The organism is Pontibacter mangrovi, from assembly GCF_006385705.1.
GTDB classification, from domain to species: Bacteria; Bacteroidota; Bacteroidia; order Cytophagales; family Hymenobacteraceae; genus Pontibacter; species Pontibacter mangrovi.
Genome location: NZ_VFRQ01000013.1, coordinates 16,114 through 36,254 on the forward strand (window position 1 = coordinate 16,114; position 20,141 = coordinate 36,254).

The following is a 20,141-nucleotide window of genomic DNA, read 5'->3' on the forward strand; positions in this document are numbered from 1 at the left end:
ATGGTGCCCGCCATATCAATAAAATTTAAAAAACTTATGTTTAGCACTCGTTGCCGGCACGAGCGCCTTGACACTTGCAGCAGCCTCCACTGGTAAATCAGTTTCAAGGATGTCGGCGCCCCCTGTGAAGATTTCCTGATAAGCCTTTCGGCGCTCCACTGGATTGGAAAGCCTATCATAGGTGGAGGCGGCAGAAATCATGCACATGACGCCCCGTGCGTGCAGCAAGTCATACATTTCCTTGTTTTCAGGCTTGTTCTCTGGCCCGATATAAGCAATCATGTGACTCCATGGCACGCCTGCCCGCTCATACTCTTGCAGTGCCTCCTTCGTTTTGACGAAGGCAGAAAACATTAACTCGGGGTTTCGCTGAAAATAGAATTTGGCTTGAGCGGCGTTGTGAACCGTCACCATCACATGTCCCGCTGCCTTGTGTTTCTCAAGAAGGGCCGCTGTCATCTCCAGGGGCACGTCTTTCTTGTCCAGGTTCAGGATAGTCTTTCCCCTGCTCCACGCGATCACCTCCTCTAAGGTGGGGATACGGTGTTCGGTTATATTCCCCTCACGGTCTTTGAGGCGCAGTTGCTGTAATTCAGCCCAGGTATAGTCCGACACCTTCCCGCTGCCTGTCGTTGTACGGTCTAGCGTGGCATCGTGCATCAGCACGATAACGCTGTCTTTTGTTAAACGCGGATCCACTTCAAAAAAGGCAGGTGTATGGCGCAATGTGTTTTTGAAAGTGGCGAGGCTGTTTTCCGGATACCCCTCTGTCCCGCCACGGTGCCCGCTGATCAGAGGCACGCCCTGCCCGGAAAAGTGGAAGAACTCCCGCAGCGCACCACTGCTCTTCACTCGCAGCGTGTTCAGCTGCGGGCTTCTGTCAACTTTAGAAGCAGCGCAGGAAAAAAACGCAAGGCAAATCCCTATCAACAGCCAGGAAGGTCTCAGTTGCATCATCTATCTCCTTTGGGTAGGCCTACAAATAACTATTAAGCCGCTTTAAGGTCAGCTCTCCCAGGCTATCCAAGGTAAAATGCGTCACCGAGGAGTTATCCAGTTCCAGCTTTCTATAGTGCCTTAGCGGCATTCCGAGCTTATGTGCCAGATACAAACGGTTTACGCCATTATGCGCCACTACCAGCACATTCCCATCAGGGTGCCGTTGAACCAGTTCCCTGAAAAACGCATCGACACGGTTTACGACAGCCCAACCGGTTTCACCGCTTCCCCCGGCGCGGCTCTGGCCCGGGTCCTTCATCCACTCGGACCATAGCCGCTCGTTTTCGGCCATAAACGCTTCTTTTGTTTTACCTTCCCAAGTGCCAAAATCCACTTCAATCAAGCGCGCATCTGTCACCACCTCTTTCCCACCGCTGGCCAGGTGCGCCGTTTGGCTGGCTCGCTGCAGCGGGGAGGCATAAACAGCTACAAAAGGGACGGTTTTCAACTGCTGGCTTACGGCTTCTGCCTGGGCCAGGCCTGTGGCTGTCAAGGGTAAATCTGTGCGCCCGCAATACCTGTTGCCATCGGCATTCCAGGCCGTTTGCCCATGGCGCAATAAGTAAACATTAAGCATAATGATTAGCTGTCTTTAAGTATCCTTTTTCCTGCAAAAGCCCCAGAAAGCTTTTGTAACCCGTTTCATAGCGTTCTTTCATTTCCTCGGTAGGGTGTACTTCTTTGTCTACCTGGGTAAGGGCACCGGTAGCCTCCGTAAGGGAAGAGAAATGCGTTTTGGAGGCAGCCAGTATGGCAGCCCCCACAGCGCCGGTGACATGGCGCATCTTATAAATGGGCCTGCCCAGTACATTACAGCGGATTTTTAGCCACACATCACTGTTGCTGGCTCCTCCGGCCGTATACACAGCCTTCACTTTTTCGGAAGATAACCGTTCAATGAGCTCAAAGGCAAGCCGTTCAAGGTAGGCGACACCCTCCAGGTTTGCCGTAAAACGCATCTCCTCGCTCAGCCCCTCCGGCTCAAAGCCCCTGGCTGTTGGTGCCAGAAAGGGAAAACGTTCCCCTGACTGCCGCAGTGGCCAGGAAAGGTGCCCGGACGGTATCAGACCTGCCGCCTTTCGGTTGAGTTCCTCCAGGCGGGAGGAAAACTCAGCCGATACCCAATCGGCACCCGTGTTACTAGCCCCTCCGGGCATCCACCACCCTTCGGGATGGCGGTGGCTGTATAACCGGCCCTCCGGATCTATGACTTCCTCCTTTGTGACGCCTTTCACAACCAAGGTGGTACCGATGGTTGTATTCCAATCACCCAGTTTCACCGCTCCGGAGGCAATTTGCGAGGCGCAGCCGTCGGTCATGCCGGCCACCACCTGCACGTGCTGAGGCAGGCCCAGCTTACGGGCCAGCGCGGGAAGTATAAGGCCAATAGGCGTTCCTGATGGAACTACTTTTTGCAACCACTCCCGTTTCAGCGGCAGCTGCTCGCAAAGGTAGTCCGGCCACTGGTGGTGCTTGACATCATAGCCTGATTTGAGTGCGTTTGTTGCGTCAGTTATATCAAAGCGGCCGCAAAGTTTGCCAATGATGTAGTCAGCCGCATGCACCCATAGCGCCAGCTTTTGTGCCTGCTCAGGATAATGCTGTACGTACCACACCATTTTAGAAAGCCCGCTGGAGGCATTAAAACCAGTATAGCCGTTGGGCATATACTGTAAGGCAAGTTCACGGCAAATCTCTCCCTCCCTGGCAGAGCGCTTGTCACTGTACATGATGGCATTGTGCAGGGGGGCATGGTGGGTGTCGAGCGGAATAACCGTGCCGGAGGTTGAAGTGACCGATACCGCCTTTACGTCTTGTAAGTTTATCGTCTTAGCGGTATGCTCCAGGAGCGCGCGTAAGGAGCGCAAGCAGGAGTCCCACCACATTTGAGGCGATTGCTCCTCTCTGGATTGGCTGCTAAGGGCAAAAGCTTCCTCGCTGCTTCCCAGCATACTACCTTCCACATCCAGAAGCACGACACGGGCCCCCTGCGTCCCGATGTCTATTCCTAAAAAATAAGGTGCTTTCATACCACCTCCTCTTCTAAAACCCCGCGCCTGAAACTACGGCGTGTCTTTCGCCACTCTTCTAGCTGTGGATCATACTCCTGCTGTGCAGGGTATACCGTCTCAGCTACAGCCGTGTGCCCTTCCTTCCTGCCGATGGCCTGGTTGCAGACCAAGGCGCCGCCTACCACAGAGGCCTGCTCAAAGCCTTCGCGCAGCAGCACTTTTTTATTTAACAAGGTGGCCATAAACTGCCGCAGCATCGGACTCTGCATCCCGCCCCCACAGGCCCACACGTAATCCAGTGTATGGTCCGTTACCTGACACAGGGCATCATAGTTGGCTTTGATGCAGCAGGCGATGTCCCAAAGGGCGGCACGCACAAAACAGGCACGTGTCAGCTCATGCGACACGGGAACATTAAAGGAAAACCCGCCACGGATGACCGGCACTTTCTCGTCTGCGATCAATGAACCCAGCGAGGCAACGCATTGGGAAGCAGGTACTGCGGCGAGCTCACGCTCAATCACCTCATAACTCTCGTTGGGGTAAAATATTTCTTTCAGCCGCTGATAGTTCAGTCCGGTTACCCCGGCGTTTGTCTCCAGTATGAAGCGGTCTTTTTCCACATGACGGTTTGTCCAGGTGCGCTCCTGCGCATCCACTCTGTAGGCGGTCATAATTTTGGTGACAGGCGTAGTCGTACCAGAGACGATCACAATGTCATCAACGGAAGGGCGCGTGCTCTTAATGGCCAGCTGTGTGTCTGCCCCCCCGACCACGACGACTGTCTCAGGTGAAATTTGCAGCCTCCGGGCATATGCGGGCAATACTTTACCCAGAATCGTACCCGAAGCGCGCAGCTCGGGCAATATCCGGCTGTCAAGGCCAAAAGCGGTGCAGAGTTCTTCTGACCAGCTCTTACTGGCCACATCATACAACTGGGTCTCTGAGGCCTGTGAGTGCTCATAACTCTTTACGCCGCTCAGCTGGAACTGCGCCCAATCGCTAATGCTCAGCATGGTCTTGCAGGCGTTGAATAATTCCGGCTGCCGCTCCCGAAGGCCCACTACTTTCAGGGCGGAAAAAAGAGAAGAGGGGTAACGGCCCGTCAGCTGATAGATGCGTTCCTTGTCGGTGAGCATGCTTTCCCACTCGCGCCCCCTGTGGTCGTGGTTTGGGAAGCCGATGAGCGCCCCTCCGTCTTCTGCTAATAAAACCACGCCCTCACGCTGGCTGGATGCCGTTATGGCCTTTATAGACCAACCTGGAAGCTGCTGCAACGCGCGTACAGCCAGCGCAAGGATCTGCTCCCACAACATGGCCGGGTCGAACCAAAGTGCATCGGGGTACCGGGTATCTGTCTCGTAGCGAACACTGTCCCGCTCCACACAGAGCACCTTGCCCTGGGGGGTAGCCACCGCCACGCGCACGTTGCCTGTACCGATGTCTAGGATGAGGTATGCTTCTTGTGTTGCCATGTTGCTTAGCTTTGGAGTGTCAGTATAGATCTATTAACTAACTGCCTGAGGTCTTTCTTGCCTTCCACAAACCACTTCTGAAGGGCACCGTTCATGATATCGGCATGGTGATCCTCCACTTCGAAGGTTGCCCCTGCTATGTGCGGTGTGGCCAGCACGTGCGGCATATGAATGATTTTGTAATCCGTCTCATCCGGTGGTTCATGGTCAAACACATCCAGGATGGCGCCCCGGATCCGCTTGTTCTCCAGCGCGTCCAGCAGGTCCTCCCGTTTCACGACGGCCGCGCGCGCCGTATTGACAAAAATGGCTTCCGGCTTCATGCGCGCTATAAGCGAGGCATCTATCATGTGGGTCGTCTGCGCTGTGACAGGCAGGTGAATGGAAACGATATCACTTGTCTCGAAAAGCTCTTCCAAGGTGGTCTTCCTGTAATCCGGATCCGGTGAGTCCAGGTAGGGATCGTAGAATTGGATAGCGCATGGGTAACAGCGCACCATCTCGGCAATGCGCTGCCCGATCGCCCCGAAACCCACCATTCCGATGGTTTTCCCGGCCAGTTCATTCCCTTTGAACTGCAGGTAGGACGTGTGAGCGCCGGCTTCCCAGTTTTCCCCCTCCAGCCATGCACACCCCGCCATGGTATGACGCAAAAAGGTAATCACATTGGCCACGAACATTTCGGCCACGGCCTGTGCGTTACGGGCCGGCGTATTGAAAACGGGAATGTCTAATGCCGTGGCCGTGGCAACCGCTACATTGGAGGGCGTGCCACGGCAGACACCGATAAACTGCAGGTCGGGGTAGGTCGTAATGACCTGTTCTGTGACCTGATCGTGCTCTGTGATGAGTGCCTCGGCTTTGGTTTGCGCCAGCAGGGCCGTGAGCTCCTGCTCATTGTAGGCACGGCCATGCGGCTTCCAGGGTTTATATATAACTTCTCCAAAAGTCTCCTGCAGTTGCTGTAGCGCTTTTTCATGGTAAGGCGCTGTGATTAAAATCCTCATCTTTCTCTTTCGTTAGTAATCTTGTAAAATGCTTTCCTGAAGGTCCCATGCCAGGCACCCATCCTTAAGGCCTGCACTGCATGCCCTTCAATATATTTCTGCCACAGTGCGTATGGACGTGTTCTGAGCAATGGGCTGCGCTGGTTGGGTTTGGGGAAGTGAAATAAAGCGTGTGAGCACAGCACTTAAAAAATACAATCCAGCCAGGACCCATATAAGCCCTTCCCCGCCGATGGTACCGATCAAGAGGCCCACCAGGGCCGGACCTAAAAACACCGGAAGACCCGCCCCCAGGTTCAGGATGGCCATGGCTGCGCCCTTGTCCTTGCTTACAAGCGAAGGTACCAGCGCCGACAGCGGCACATAACCTGCTAGCAAGGCCCCCCACAGCACCCCTGCCGCCAGCACATACCAGTAGTTTCCTCCCCCCCATTGTGGGCTGTAAAAAAAGGCAAGCGTAGCTAAACCACAGCCAACGCCACCAAACCACATGATCGTGTTGCGCCAACCTAGCCGATCCCCCACAAAGCCGAAGATCAGGTTGAACAGGATGTTTGCCGTGAAAATAGTCCCCCATATCTGCAGCCATTCGGTGGTTGAAAAGCCATGGATGGCCATATAAGAGGGAAGAAAAACGGGGAAGGCAAACTGCGCCGTGGTATTGATGACGCGCACGATGCCGCCCAGCAGTACCTTTGGCTCCTGGCCTACGATAGTCAGGCCCTTTACGAGCTCCTTTGCCCTGGCACCGGCACTTTCCCGCACACGCGGCGCAAACTTGTCTTTGTTGAGCCCAAGCGCGAAAAAGGCCCCCACCCCTACCCAAAAAAGGGAGCTCCACATGGTGTTCAGATACCCTAATGTCACAATAGCCCAGCTGGAGTAGTAGGCACCCAGCACGTTTAGCCCGCCGGTAAACACGAACCAGAACCAGCCCACCGCCCTGCCCAATTTCTGTGCTGGGCAGCGATAGGTGATCCATACCAGGAAAGAATAAGCAAACAACGGATAGCCGAAGCCGCGGACAGCATACGTTACTAGCATAACCGGGTAATTTAAACCGGTCATGCCATAACCAATAAAGCCAACCGTACCCACTACATACAGCACCAGGCCTAGGGCCATCGTTCGTTTTGCCCCATACCCCTGCGCCAGCACGCCAGAAAACCAGGAGGAGATGGCGATGGTAACGCCATAGCTGGTAAATAGCAAAGCAGATTGCTGCATCGAAAGCCCGTGCTCCAGTAAGTAAGGACTGAGCCAGCCCTGCTCCAGGCCATCCCCCATCATAAAGATCAGAATACCTACATACCCCCAGCCCAAACGAATAGGGATACCGGCCTTGTCGGCCAACACGTTACACATTTTGAGAAGTCTTGGCATAGCTGATTCCTTTTCTGGTTATGGACCTATGAATGAACATTTGATAGTACTAAACCTGAAGCGGAGCAAGCCTGCAACACGTCCCTTGTGTGCTCCTTTTCATGTAGTCAGCCCAGTGGCTTACCGCTATAGGTAGCGGTCACGACTACTTTTCAGTTTCCAGCATTAAATCCGCTGAAACAAAGTAATGGTCACTGGGATACTGGTCCCCTTTGTGGTCTTTGATGATCTCAGCCGAGCGGGCGGTACCGCCACCACGGAAGAAAATGAAATCTATTTTTTTGCGTTTGTCCTTTTTGGGATGGTTCTCACCCTGAAACGAGTGTACCGTAAAACCGGCTTCTTCCTCCCCATGGACAGCCGCGTACGAGTCTGTCCACCCCTCCTGGCGGATAATCTGGTACACCGGGTTGTCAATCCCCACATTGAAGTCCCCGGCCAGGAGCTGCACATAGCCGGGGCTGTATTGCTTAATCTCTTCCATCACCATCCTGATCTGCATCTCCCGAGCATGCTGGCTCTCATGGTCCAGGTGCAGGTTCACCACCCTGAAGTCGAGGCCGGATCTCCTGTCTTTCAGGCGTACCCAGTTGACATGCCTTGCCCGGGCCGTGTCCCAGGACATGCTGCCGCCGATGTGCGGCGTGTCAGATAACCAGTAATTGCCGGCCGAGACAAGCGCATAACGCTTTTTGGAAAAGAAAATAGGGTTTTTCGCTATACCGTGATAGCCTTCCTGGTGTGCATCCATTTCCGGCCCTTCGAAACCATAGGAAAAGAAGTCAGGAAAAGCCCGCTTTATATCTTCGTTCTGCACCCGGAGGACTTCCTGCAGGCAAATAATGTCGGCCTGCTGCGCGCCAATCACGTGTAAGCATAGTTTTTTGCGCTCACCCCACCCGAAGCCCTTGGCTTCATCGGCAGGCAGCGCCACACGGATGTTACAAGTCAGCACTTTGTGTGCAGCACCCGCCTTTCCTATCGGGGCAGGCGCGTGGGCATAGAGCGCCTGCGGCAGCATGGGAAGAGCGAGCGCCACTCCCATGCTTTTCACAAAGCCTCTTCTCGAGAAAATAGGTTTCGATGACATGGCTCGGCAAGAAGTTATGAAGTCGCGGAGGCTGTCAGCGCCGGGGCATTGAGGTAGGCGCCCGTCTCCAGCAGTTCAGCCCGTAGCTTTTGCACATCCAGTTTGGAAGGGCGCACGCCGTCTCTGACGGCCAGTTTAGCCGCACGGCCCGCTGCCTCGCCCATGGCCATGCAAGGCGCCATAACCCGGATAGCGGACATGGCCTCATGCGTCGTTGAGATGCAGCGCCCTGCCACCAGCAGGTTTTCCACCTGAAGGGGTACCAGGGAGCGGTAAGGGATATCGTAGCAGTCACCGCACCATTCCAGCGTGCAGCCTCCCCCTTCCGGATGGTGCAGATCCAGCGGGTAGCTGGCCACGGCAATGGCGTCTTCAAACCTGCCACAGCCCATGATATCGTCCCGGTTCATCACGTACTGGCCCACAATGCGCCGTGTTTCGCGAATTCCCAGGAAAGGAGCCGTTTTGCTGAAGTACGATTCCTCGAAGCCTGGCACATAATGCATCAAATAACGATGAATTTCCTTGATCTGCTCACGTCCTTTGATCTCGCCGTGAGACAAGCTCTGCGGGTCCACGCCGTTCACGCCCTGTACGCTTGACATGTTCACCCACACTTCCCCCTGTCTGAGCCCGGTGATGACAATGGTGCGTTCCGTGGGAAGCTTATACCCCTCTGCTTTCGCCTGCTGCATCAGGTTGCGCAGTCCCACCACGATAAACTGCTGATTCTGCCCGAAATACTCATTGGGTATAAAGTCTGTCAAGTAGGTTCTTGGCTCCTCGGTGATGCTATGGCGAAGTTTTTCCGTGTCAACGCCACCCAGGCAGAACATCATGGTAGGAGGCTGCATGCCTCCCTTTTCGTTTCCCTGCTCGGTGGGCACGCCGGCGCGATACGCCACGTCGGCATCGCCCGTAGTGTCAATGACAACTTTGGCGAGAATGACCTCCCGGCCGGCTTTGCTCTCAATCACCACGCCACGCAGCGCATCCCCCTCCATGATCACATCTACACAGAAGGCATACAGGAGCACATCCACGCCACTCTCCACCAGTACTTCCAGGGCAACAGCCTTTACGGCCTCCGGCTCTACCAGCGTAATGCTCATATGCAAGGGGCACGGGCGATGCTCACTGGCAGCCTGCTGCGCAGCCAGCCTGTCGATAAACTTCTGCGGAAGGCCTTTTATGATTTGGTTGCCTTTCTGGCCCAGAAACCCGAGTATGGGCAGACCGATGGTCATATTGCCGCCCACAAAGCTCCTGCTCTCAATAAGCGCCACCTTTAGCCCATCTTCCGCCGCCGCCTGTGCCGCCATGATACCCGAAGGTCCACCGCCTACGACCAACACATCCACCTCTTTTCGCACAGACACCTCTCTTGCAGGTATAGAAATCTTATTATTTACCATCATCAATTTTGAGTTAATAAGTCTTTATCAATTATCGTTCTTTTACTTTTCCTTAAACCTATCAGCCGTTGTTGACGAGCTCCCTGTCTTGGGGGGCAGCTACTTGCTTTGCCGCGCTACGCTCCAGTCTTTTCGTCACAAGCAGGATACCTCCCCCGACGATAAGCAGTACCACCGCAAAACCTCCTAAAATCAGGGTGTCCTCCCTGTCAGTGAAGGCCAATAAAAGCATGAGAATGCCTATGATCATGGTGGACCACCCGCACAAACGGGCCGGAAGAGGAGAAGGGCTTACAGGCAAGGCTTTATGGTGCCGGGCACGGCTGGCAAGAATGCGCTCCCAACCAGCATGCGTTTCCTTGATGGTGCCCTCTGCGATGACCAGCAGCAACAGCGGAAAGGCCGTGCCTATCACAATCTCGGTCATGCGTTCATTAAGCTGCGCCAGCTCTGTGACAGAGGCTAAAAAGGGGATCTCCACAAACCACCCCCCTCGCTGCAAGCCTCCCTTCACCAGCAGGCCAACGGCAATGCTCAGCAGGGTCACGGTCCAGGCCGTGCCCAAGCCGATTTTCCGGGAGAAGAGCCCCCAGATCGTGGGCAACACCAACGGGCCGGTCAGAATAGCCACAGAAGCCAGAATATAGCCTGTATAGGTCCCCATGCGCGGGATAATGAGGGCCCCGGCGATCGCAATACCCCCTAACAGCAGCGTAATGACGCGTCCTACCACCACCAATTCTTTCTCATCTGCTTCCGGACGCAACAGTCGCTGGTAAAATTCTGTTGTGAATGCCCCGGCGAACACATTCAGCTGGGTGGTGACCATGCTTGCCGTAGCAGAGCACATCGCCGCGATCATCAGGCCCAGCATGCCGGCTGGCAGCACGACCTGACAGGCCAGAATATAAGCCTGCTCGGGATCGGCAGCAGGATTAATCAGCCGGTAGGCCATGGGCGGCAGCATCCAGATCAGCGGGCTCACCAAATACAGGATGCCGAACAGGTAAGATGATTTACGGGCATCTTTCTGAGAGGGCACGCAAACAAACCGCTGAATATAGGCCCATTCCCCTCCCATTTTGAAGAAGAACACAAGGCTCCACCCGGCCAGAAACCACCAGGTGAATTCTCCGGAAACAAGCGAAAAGAATCCTTCCGGCGCATTGGACACAAAGTCCTCCGGGCCGCCTACCCGCAGCAGGATGAGCGGCACGACCACGAGCACTGAGACGGTGAGAATAATAAACTGAAGCGCATCGGTCATCAATACAGCCCACAGACCGCCACTGGAGGTGATCAAAATAACCAGCACGGAGATCAGCAGGGAGGCGACGGTCACAGAGAAACGGCCCGTCTCAGGATCAGCCAGGAAGTGATCGGCAGGCAATGGAATAAGGGCGGTCACAATAACGGCCAGCGCGTAGATCGCGCCCCCCATGGTGAAGACACCCACGGTACCTTGCAGCCAGGTATAGAACTGCACGATAGAGCGGCCAAAGCGGGCATCCAGGAAAGCAGCAGCGGAGTCATAACCGAAGCTTTTCCAGCGGGCGGCCAGCACCCATCCCACCAGCATAGAGGCAATACCGATCACGGCAAGGATAGACACGCCAACCATGCCATGTTGATAGGCAATCCCCCCCCAAACCACGAAAGTACCCGCAGAGAAGGTGGTCATAAAAGCAGACAGACCGGAAAGCCACCACGGTGACTGCCCGCCGGCAGCAAACATCTCCTGCGTGGTTTTTAGCCGGGAAAAGATACTGCCCATTACCAGCAACCCGGCCAGGTAAATAACTAAAACGACAAGATCGGTACTGTTCATAGCGTGGTAAGCTGTTAATGGTGAATCTACTGAAAGGCTTGCAGGGAAAGACAGCCACTCCTGTTCTCCCCCTGGTGCTGCGCCGCTCTGCTCTACCTACACGCTGCAAAATGAAGAGACGCACGCTTTCGTAGCACTTTTGGCATCCTGCCTTGCCTGCCTTTATTTTACTAATGTAAACAAATTTAAACTTTATTAACAATAACTTAAGCTAAAATTTAATTTAATTAAAGATATTGAAAGCTTTTTAAACTAAATTCGTTCCGATAACACAGAAACCAAATGCTTTTATCACCCATGCCCTCCCTTCAACTGCACCATCAAACGGGAGAGGCCTAAAAGAAGCGTACCAAGGCAGCTGCATACCCTCTTGCTTAAAAGAGGAAGCCTGGCTTTATTACAGAGCCGGACAACCCCCAGGTGAACCTTCGGATTAGTCAAACAGCGGCTCGGTGAATTGGCTATCCCCATCCACCTCTGTCACATGGCTGCCATCTGCGCGTGGGGCGAAGGTGCGAACCTGCAAGGTCTGCTGCGCGGTATTGAATTTCATCACGCGCATCAGGCCATTTCCGCCGTTCCGGTTCGTGCCGTCATAAGGAGGGTTTTCGCGCGACTGGTAATCGGCCAGGTAAGACTTGATGACATGGCCGTTGTAGGTATCACGCCGAAAGGCTTCACCGGATATATGCCCGCTCAACATCAGGAACACATTGCTGTGCAGCTTCATGCGCTCATAGATCACCTCCCCATGATTGGTGAACGCCGGGGTCAGGCTATTATCCCCCTGGCCTGGTTTTACATTACTCGTAGAGCCGCTAGGCCTGTTCAGGATACTGTGACTTACGACAATGGCTTTGCGGTCTGCATAGCTAGTGAGTACCCCGTCTGCCCAGTCCATCACGGCGCTCTCAATCGAGGCACTGTACTCTTCCTGGCCCGGAGAATTAAACTCTATATACAACACAAGGTAGTCCTGGCCGTTTGCCGTAAACAGGTCATAGTGGTTATCACTGTTATTAGACGAGCCATAGGCACCGCCATACCAGGGGAATTGCTGCATGTGGTTTCGGCCAAAGTACACGCCGTAGCCACTGTTGGTGCCGGGTGAGGCTGGATTCCCCAAAGGTGTCTGGTCGTGATTGCCAACAGCCACCCCATACGGTATGGTATCTGTCTCCAGTTTGTACATCTGTGTTTTCGCCCGCTCCCACTCTACCGCATTATCATCATCCCCATGGTCTACTAAGTCACCCAGGTGCACCACATAGGCAATTTTCTCTGTTTCCCTGTTATCGCGTATCCACTGAATCTGCTGTGAAAACATTTCCATCGTGCCGCCGTGCTTCAGGGAAGTGTAGTACTGCGTATCGGGCAGCACGGCAATGGAAAAGAACGCTTCCCCTTCCTGCTCCTGCTCCTCCTGCACTGCCTGCGAATCCGGGGCACCCTCGGTGTCTTTTTTACAGGCTGTCAGGGCAAGGGCGAAACACAGGGGGTAGAACACGATCCTTACACCGGCTTGTATTTTACTTTGGAACGGGAAGCGCGAAAGGTTTTTCATGGTAACATGGTTATAGTAAAAGGAAACTTGCCGCGTGAAACGCAACTGTAACGGGTCTTTGGCTGGAAGCGCCTTGCTGCCTAATCAAATTGAAAGGTAAACGCATCATAGTCGGCGTTCCGCCAGGCTAGGTGCTGTGTGGAGGGGGAGAGGGCAAAGAAAGGGGAAAACGTCTTTACCGCCACTGTCTTTCCATCGGGCAGGAACTCCAGGATGCGCAGCCAGCCGTCGCCGCCGTTGCCATAATGCCCGCCCCCCATCGCCTGTGCGTTAAAGGTCATCTGGTGCACTGTTTTCCCGGCCGCGTTTTTATCGGTGCGGTAGGCGACGTGCTTACGGGCATTGTCCTTCCCCCCAATGTGACCGGATATAACCAACTCGATGTTTTTAGAGCCCTTTACAAGCTTTTCCCACACTGCCTGACCGGGATTAGCATCTTCCAGGTCGTAGGACATGCTTTCGATGTGCTGATTTTTGTAATTCAGGTAAGCATGCGTCAGCAGCACCACGGTATGGCTTTTATAGGCATCCTTTGCCACTACTTCGCCAGCCCAGGACAGGACCGTATCGCGTGGCGCAAATTCCAGCGACAGGAACAGAAACTTCTTCCCGGTGGGGGCCACCCATTCGTAAGCCGCGTTTTCAAGGCTATGCTCACCATACACATTGGTAAACACCTCGCGCAGCAGCTTCTTGTTCTCCCTGTTTTTCTCGGCGTAAAAGTAGTCGGGGAAGTGCGTGGTTTTAGGCTTATGGGTATAACTAAAAATGTTATAGTCATGATTCCCGGTCGCCGTCACGTAGGGCAGCACGCCATCCAGCTTCTGGAAGGCGCCTGACACATACTCCCACTGCTGTCTGCCCGTCTGATCCATCTTTCTGCCGTCCGGGTTGATAATATCGTCATGCTCCACCAAATCACCAGTGCATAGCACCATCCCAATATGGAGGCTGTCCTTGCGTGCCACCACCCAGTTCATCATCACGTCCAATAGGGGCTGATTGCGCTCAAACTTCACATAGTTCTGCAAATCCGGCAAAATAACCATCGTATAGGATGCCTCTGAGGCCAAGGCTGGCTGGCGGAACGCTTCCACTCCCTGGGCAAAGCCTGAAAAAGCGAGAAGCAGGAGCAGGAATGCACTTCCAACTCCCCTCCTCAGGTTCTGACGACACTGATGATAAGTTAGGAGAAAACTGCGCATGCTTAATAGTTCGGGTTCTGCTTTAGGTTCTCATTGATGATAATCTCTTTCGAAGGGATCGGGAACAGGTACTGCCGGTCTTTGTCGAAATTGCGCTCTACCAGCACCTTTACTGTACCCGCACTGTGCAAGGCGGAAAAGTCCGGCAGCCAGTTCTCATCTACTTCAGGGGCCTGTGAATAGAACCAAAGGTCCTGGTCCACTACCCTGTCCTTTAGATCATTCGGATCCAATACCCCGTAAATGGGGCGTGTCAGGGCCTTCTCTGCCAGGCGCCATCGCAGCAGGTCATCAAACCTCCTGTTCTCCCAGGCAAACTCAATCCGCCTTTCATTGCGCAGCTCCTTTCTCAGCTGCTCTGGGCTAGTCGTGGTCAGTGCCGGATAAGCCGCCGTATTGGTCACGTCCACTTCATATGCCCTGGCCCTTACCGCATTGATGGCATCCAGCACAGAGCCATCGATTTCATCAAGCTCAATCTTGGCCTCGGCATACATCAACAGCACATCCGCATAACGCATGATCCTGATATCGAAGTCGGTCTCGTTGTTATCAGACCAGTCTTTGTCCACTCCCTTCTTCAGTGTCAGCCCGTTATAGGAGGCATAGGTATCCACGCTTCTGGTATCTTTGTTTGTCACCTTCTTGCCCGTCTCCACATTCAGCACTTTTGTAGCGTAGGGGTTTGGATCATAGATTACCCCCAGGTGCTCGGTGCCAAACTCCACAATGGTCATGGCACAGCGGGGGTCCCGGTTTTTAAATGGCTCCCGCGGGTCAAACAGCGGCGATTCATCTATCGGCAAGCCATCGGTGCAGGGGTATGCACAGAAAAGATCCCAGGAAGGCTGCGCCACAGAACTACCGCCCGGGGTACGGGTGTAGAAGTTTTTAGCTGTCCAGGAGGAACCCAGCTCAAAGGAGCGCGGCAGCGCGAAGATGGTCTCCGGGGAGTTTCTTGTTTTGGAGAGGAAGTACTCATCGTACTTCGGGTGAAGCGTATACACCTGCAGGTCCATACAGGCCTTGGCAGCATCTCGGGCAACACCCCAGTCCCCCATGTACAGGGCAGCCCTTGCCTTAAAGGCCATGGCCGCTCCTTTGGTGGCACGCTTCAGGTCGCTGCTGCCATAGCTGACCGGCAGACTTTCGATTGCCAGGTCAAAGTCCTGGTAGGCCTGGCGCAAGATCACCTCTTTATCCGTGCGCCCCAGCTTAAAGGCCTCCTCAATGTCAAGGTAACCGGTATAAAACGGTACATCACCATAATAGAAAATCAGGCGGGAGTAAAACACGGCGCGCATAAAGTGGGCTTCCCCTGCCAGCTGTTTTATTTTCGCCTCTGAAACCTTCCCCGCTGCCTTGTCCAGGCTATTGATAATGGTGTTGGCCCTGGTGATCCCCTTGTACGTGCTGAGCCACAGATCCTCTGACCTGGACCACTCACTGTTGATGGATCCCGCCGGGAAAGCGTCGATTGCCTGGCGCTGGGTCCAGTTGTCACTCATACGCTCTGTGGTGTAGTTGGTCTCAAAGTCCCAGAGGTAGGTTCTATACAAGTCATTCAGGGCCAGGGTGATTTCTGTTTCATCCGCATACCAATTCTCTGAAGAGCCTTCGGACAGGGGATTTACGTCCAGTTTTGCACACCCGAGCAGAAGCGGCAGAAGTGCGATCACAGCTATAAGCTTTTTCATCTGATTTTTTTTAGAATTTAACAGATACTCCGAAGTTGAAAGTCTGGCTGATGTAGGTGTTGTAGGACACTTCCGGGTCCCACCCTTTCGGGTAGTCACTGATAGAGAACAGGTCAGAGGCAGAGGCAAATACCCGCACCTGCTCCATTTTCACTCTTGACGTCAGGGCACCAGGAAGCGTATAACCCAGCATGATGTTTTTCAGGCGGAAATATCCCCCGTCAAAAAGCCAATAATCAGACATTTCGTAGTTATTGTTTTCAGCACCGGTATAAGACAGCCTCGGGTAACGGGCCTTCAGGTTCTCCTCATCCGTGTTATAGTGGCTCCAGTAATTGCCATCGATCAAGGCAGGCGGATTGGTCCAGGCCGAGAAGAACGGCTTGACCATCTGCTCAGTCAGCCTGCTCTTCTGCTTTCCCACCCCTTGAAAAGCCACCAACAGGTCAAACCCCTTGTAGTTGGCACTCAGGTTCCCGCCATACAGGTAGCGAGGCAATGAGCCTCCCAGCAGCACCCGGTCGTAGTCTGGCGTTATCTTGCCGTCGGGCTCTCCGTCGGGTCCGCTGATGTCCACATACTTCACATCACCGGGCTTGACAGAGTTATAAAGCTTGGGGGAGTTTCTTACATCTTCCTCCGATTGGTAAAGCCCGTCTGAGAGATAACCATACCACTCTTTGTACTGGCTTCCCTCTCTTGTCACCTGCGAGCCGTCAAACACGATGCCTCCCAGATCCCCCATCGTAGACCTGGCGTCAGACAGGTTAAGCGAGGCAGAGTACCCCAGCTCTCCGATATTATCGCGCCAGGTTAGCTGGGCATCCCAGCCTTTGGTCGTCATAATGCCCGTGTTCTGCTGCGGGTTCTCAAACCCCATGTAGTCTGGAATCTCCAGTTCCAGCAGCATGTCCTTGGTGCGCTTTTCAAAGTAGTCTCCTGTAAGCGTCAGCCTGTTGTTAAAGAAGTAGGCGTCAAATCCGACGTCAACGGTTTCCGTCGTCTCCCAGGTAATATCCTGAATAGCGTAGGCATACTGGGCGGCTGTGGTAGCCGAGACTACCGCATCGCCGCGGTAAAAAAGCGAGTTGGAGTAGCCGATGGAAGCCTGATAAGGGTAGTTACCGATGCGCTCGTTCCCCAGTTGCCCCCATGAGCCTCTGAGCTTCAGGTATGACAGCACAGCGCCTTTGGGCATGAAGGATTCTTCTGTCACGACCCAACCGGCGGAAACAGAAGGGAAAGCCCCCCAGCGGTAGTCCGGGTGCAGGCGGGAAGAGCCGTCGTAGCGAAGGTTAGCCTGTAGCAGGTACTTATCCTTGTAATCATAGAGCATACGGCCAAAATAGGAGCGGTAGGCTGTCTCCCAGGCATTACCCGTGTTTTTCATGTAGTCAAGCGGGCCCAGGTCCAGGTAAGGGAAGTTTGAGAGGGTGTAGTTCTCAGCCTGTGCGTTGAGCACCTCATTGAAGGCGTAAAAGTCCTCGTAACCTGCCAGCAGATTAAAAGAATGGTCACTAAGCTGCTTTTTGTAATTCGCCAGCAACTGCTTTGTGACTGTCTTGCCGTCTTGCCTCCCCTCATACAGGGAAGTAGCGGTATAGCCTGAAATATAGCCCGCCTGCAGCGTCGGGTCCTCGGCGGCATAATACGGAATCTGTTTTCTAAATTCCTTTCCCTTTGTCGCATAGATGGAAGGAGACACCACCCCTGTAAAGATCAGGTTCTCGATCGGCTCATACTCCAGGGAAACCCTGCCATTCATCTTGTTCACCCAGGTATTCTCAAATCCCCCGTGATGCAGGGCCGCATACACGTTGCTCCCGTTCTGCCCTTCTGCGATTCTACCGTCATTCCATTGGGCCGCAAAGACAGCCGGATAACGCTGCGCATCCCAGATGGGGTTGACGACAGGGGCCTTCTTCAGGTTATAGTTGTAGGAAAAATCAATATTTGCCCGAAGCTGATCTGAAAACTCGATGCCGTTGTTGACCCGCGCCATCACCCGCTCAAACGATTTATGATCGTAAAGCGCTTCCACTTTTTCATAGTTTAGCGAGGCCAGTGACTTGATCTTACCGGTGCCTCCCGATAATGTCAGGCTATGGCTGCTACGAGGCGCATAGTCTTTGACAATCATACCCACCCAGTCTGTCACCGGGTATTGGTCCGGGTTGTCCCGGTTATAGGCCAACCAGTTCTCCACATCGTCTTTTGGGTAAAGGCTATACTCTTCCCCCGGCTTGTTGCCGGCATCATTCCAGGTAAACTCATTGATCATTTCCAGGTAGCGCTGAGGCCCCACGGTCTGAGGGAAAGCAGTGGGTCTGTCAAAGCCAAAGGTCGCCCTGTACTCCAGGTTCGTCTTGTTTGACTTGGCCCGCTTGGTGGTAATCAGCACCACACCGGCCGCGGCCCTGGCACCGTAGATGGAGGCGGAAGCGGCATCTTTCAGCACCGAGATATCCTCTATATCGGCGGCATTCACATCATTCATGCTACTCACCGGCACGCCGTCCACAATCACCAAAGGGTCACTATCCCCAATGGTCGTGATCCCCCGCACCCGCACAGTAGCCGAGGCACCCGGTTCACTGTTTGACCTGGTTACCATAACCCCGGGCATGGTCCCCTGAAGCGCCTGGGTAAGCTGCGTTGCATTGCGCTTGGACACCTCCTCCCCATCAAGTGTAGCGATGGCGCCGGTAACATCCTTTTTCTTTGCCACACCGTAGCCGATGGCGACAACCTCCCCCAGGGCAAATGACTCGCTCTCCAGCACCACGTCGATGGAAGCCCTGTTCCCGATCTTTATTTCCTGGTTTTTCATACCCAGATAAGTAAAGACCAGCGTGGCGTCCGAAGGCACCTGCTCGAAGGTGTACACGCCCTGCTCATTGGTGATCGCATGACCTGCGCCCCCTTTTACAACGACAGCAACCCCGGGGAGCGGGTCACCCAAATCATCAACAACCTTTCCAGATAGCTGAATTTGCTGTTGGGCCAAGGCACTGCCTGCTGACAGCAGGCAGATCAGCAACATGATGTAGATCCTCTTTATCATATGGAATAGTATTAATGTTAGCGTATGTTTAATCTTAATTCACCGGAACATTCCCTACATCTTCTCACCCCCTGCCTGGGCTACACCTCTCCTACCGCACAACCCGCTATCCTCGAACCACACAGGCCAAAAGCCGCTTTTCCACCTGCACCCATTGACCTAGCCAACACAGGGGTTATCTATTTAACTTAGCCAGCCCGAGCAACCGGATTTTGGTTGCTTAATCTGAAAGTGAGGAATTACTCTCCACCGCTGTATCAAAGAAAATAACTTTAAATTAAATAAACAAAATAAAAGGTAATTTAAATTATTTTAAATCTTTTGAAACCATAATTCAAGCTTAACAGCACCCATAGAATCATATTTTGTGTGAAACAAGGGTTAAATCATGATTTACTTACCTTTCATACTCTTTACCTCAAAAGTATTAAATGCTTTTTTTAACTTTGCGATAGTTGCTATTAAGAAAATATTAATAGATAGAGAGACTCTTAATCTGAAGATAATCCCGAATAAGATGATAAACATAACGGAAAGACATCAGCTGATACTGCAAAGACTGCAGGAGGAAGGCCGCGTTAGCATTCAGGAATTAAGCGATATGCTGGAGGTATCAGGTGTCACCATCCGAAAGGACCTAAAGTTACTTGAGGATAAGAACCTTTTATTCCGAACAAGGGGAGGCGCCTCTATCCACAACCCTTATACGATTGAGCGCCCTATAAATGAAAAAGAGCTCATCCATGCAGATGAGAAGCAAAAGATCGCAAAGGCTGCCCTCACCTTGATCAGAGACAACGACTCCATTATCATTGGCTCTGGCACAACTGTCTTTCAACTGGCCCGTTGCCTGCACCCCGCTTCGCATCTCACCGTCATTACACCTGCTGTTAAGGTAACACTGGAGCTTTCCACCAGACCCAATGTGGAAGTCCTTCAGCTAGGGGGACTTATCCGGCCCAATTCTTCCTCTGTAGCAGGCTCGCAGGCTGAGCGCACCCTGGAGGGTATATCCTGCGGGATCCTCTTTTTGGGAGTAGACGGCATTGACCTGGACTTTGGCTTATCAATTACGAACCTGGCAGAGGCAAGTCTCAACGAAAAAATGATTGAGTCGGCACAGAAACTGGCGGTGTTGGCAGACAGCACCAAGTTTGGCAGACGAGGCCTTGGAAAGGTCTGCAGCCTGGATCAGGTACATTATATTGTCACAGATAGTGGTGTGCAGCCAAGTGTGGTTGACGCATTGGAAGAACGCGGGATAAAAGTGATTATCGCAAAATAACAGCCTATTATCCCCCTTCCCACCAGCACACCTTGAGGCAAAGGGCCGGTCCGGAAAGCGCATGCCCCAGGCTGGTAGCTTGGCTTCAGTATCCTGTTGTCCTTCCACTTGCCTGGG

At 53.5% G+C, this 20,141-nt stretch carries 14 protein-coding genes; 1 reads left to right on the plus strand and 13 read right to left on the minus strand.

Features of this window, described 5'->3' with window-relative positions:
* Positions 1 to 15: 15 nt before the first annotated feature.
* The 13 genes from FJM65_RS18260 to FJM65_RS18320 form a co-directional block, all read right to left on the minus strand.
* A complete protein-coding gene (locus FJM65_RS18260) occupies positions 16 to 957 on the minus strand; it encodes a glycerophosphodiester phosphodiesterase family protein (protein ID WP_239023012.1) in 942 nt (313 codons plus the stop codon).
* Between the two features lie 19 nt (positions 958 to 976).
* Entirely contained in the window at positions 977 to 1,576 is a 600-nt protein-coding gene (locus FJM65_RS18265; protein ID WP_140623386.1) for a histidine phosphatase family protein, read from the minus strand.
* A complete protein-coding gene (locus FJM65_RS18270; protein ID WP_140623390.1) occupies positions 1,569 to 3,029 on the minus strand; it encodes an FGGY-family carbohydrate kinase in 1,461 nt (486 codons plus the stop codon). Before FJM65_RS18270 ends, FJM65_RS18265 begins: the two co-directional genes overlap by 8 nt.
* Complete coding sequence (locus FJM65_RS18275; protein WP_140623392.1) at positions 3,026 to 4,486, minus strand: FGGY-family carbohydrate kinase; 1,461 nt, start codon at positions 4,484 to 4,486, stop codon at positions 3,026 to 3,028. Before FJM65_RS18275 ends, FJM65_RS18270 begins: the two co-directional genes overlap by 4 nt.
* 5 nt (positions 4,487 to 4,491) lie before the next feature.
* Complete coding sequence (locus FJM65_RS18280; RefSeq protein WP_140623394.1) at positions 4,492 to 5,493, minus strand: 2-hydroxyacid dehydrogenase; 1,002 nt, start codon at positions 5,491 to 5,493, stop codon at positions 4,492 to 4,494.
* 87 nt (positions 5,494 to 5,580) lie between these two features.
* Positions 5,581 to 6,876 (minus strand): MFS transporter, encoded by a 1,296-nt coding sequence (locus tag FJM65_RS18285; protein WP_239023013.1) that lies wholly within the window; start codon positions 6,874 to 6,876, stop codon positions 5,581 to 5,583.
* A 145-nt stretch (positions 6,877 to 7,021) separates the two neighbouring features.
* The gene (locus FJM65_RS18290; protein ID WP_140623396.1) at positions 7,022 to 7,966 is read right to left on the minus strand and encodes an endonuclease/exonuclease/phosphatase family protein; all 945 of its coding nucleotides are present in this window, start codon (positions 7,964 to 7,966) and stop codon (positions 7,022 to 7,024) included.
* Positions 7,967 to 7,980: 14 nt separating this feature from the next.
* Entirely contained in the window at positions 7,981 to 9,384 is a 1,404-nt protein-coding gene (locus tag FJM65_RS18295) for an FAD-dependent oxidoreductase (RefSeq protein ID WP_317131348.1), read from the minus strand.
* 58 nt (positions 9,385 to 9,442) lie between these two features.
* Positions 9,443 to 11,209 carry a sodium:solute symporter family transporter gene (locus FJM65_RS18300; RefSeq protein ID WP_140623398.1) on the minus strand — a complete coding sequence of 589 codons (1,767 nt, stop codon included), beginning with the start codon at positions 11,207 to 11,209 and terminating at the stop codon, positions 9,443 to 9,445.
* A 433-nt stretch (positions 11,210 to 11,642) separates the two neighbouring features.
* Positions 11,643 to 12,773, minus strand: coding sequence for a metallophosphoesterase (locus FJM65_RS18305; protein WP_140623400.1), 1,131 nt, complete (start codon positions 12,771 to 12,773; stop codon positions 11,643 to 11,645).
* A gap of 80 nt (positions 12,774 to 12,853) precedes the next feature.
* Entirely contained in the window at positions 12,854 to 13,870 is a 1,017-nt protein-coding gene (locus FJM65_RS18310; protein ID WP_239023014.1) for a metallophosphoesterase, read from the minus strand.
* Between the two features lie 110 nt (positions 13,871 to 13,980).
* Entirely contained in the window at positions 13,981 to 15,675 is a 1,695-nt protein-coding gene (locus FJM65_RS18315) for a RagB/SusD family nutrient uptake outer membrane protein (protein ID WP_140623402.1), read from the minus strand.
* 10 nt (positions 15,676 to 15,685) lie between these two features.
* The gene (locus FJM65_RS18320; RefSeq protein ID WP_140623404.1) at positions 15,686 to 18,739 is read right to left on the minus strand and encodes a SusC/RagA family TonB-linked outer membrane protein; all 3,054 of its coding nucleotides are present in this window, start codon (positions 18,737 to 18,739) and stop codon (positions 15,686 to 15,688) included.
* A 517-nt stretch (positions 18,740 to 19,256) separates the two neighbouring features.
* Here FJM65_RS18320 and FJM65_RS18325 point away from each other — a divergent pair.
* Positions 19,257 to 20,024: a DeoR/GlpR family DNA-binding transcription regulator gene (locus tag FJM65_RS18325; RefSeq protein ID WP_181163786.1), complete on the plus strand. Its 768-nt coding sequence runs from the start codon at positions 19,257 to 19,259 to the stop codon at positions 20,022 to 20,024.
* Positions 20,025 to 20,141: the final 117 nt, after the last annotated feature.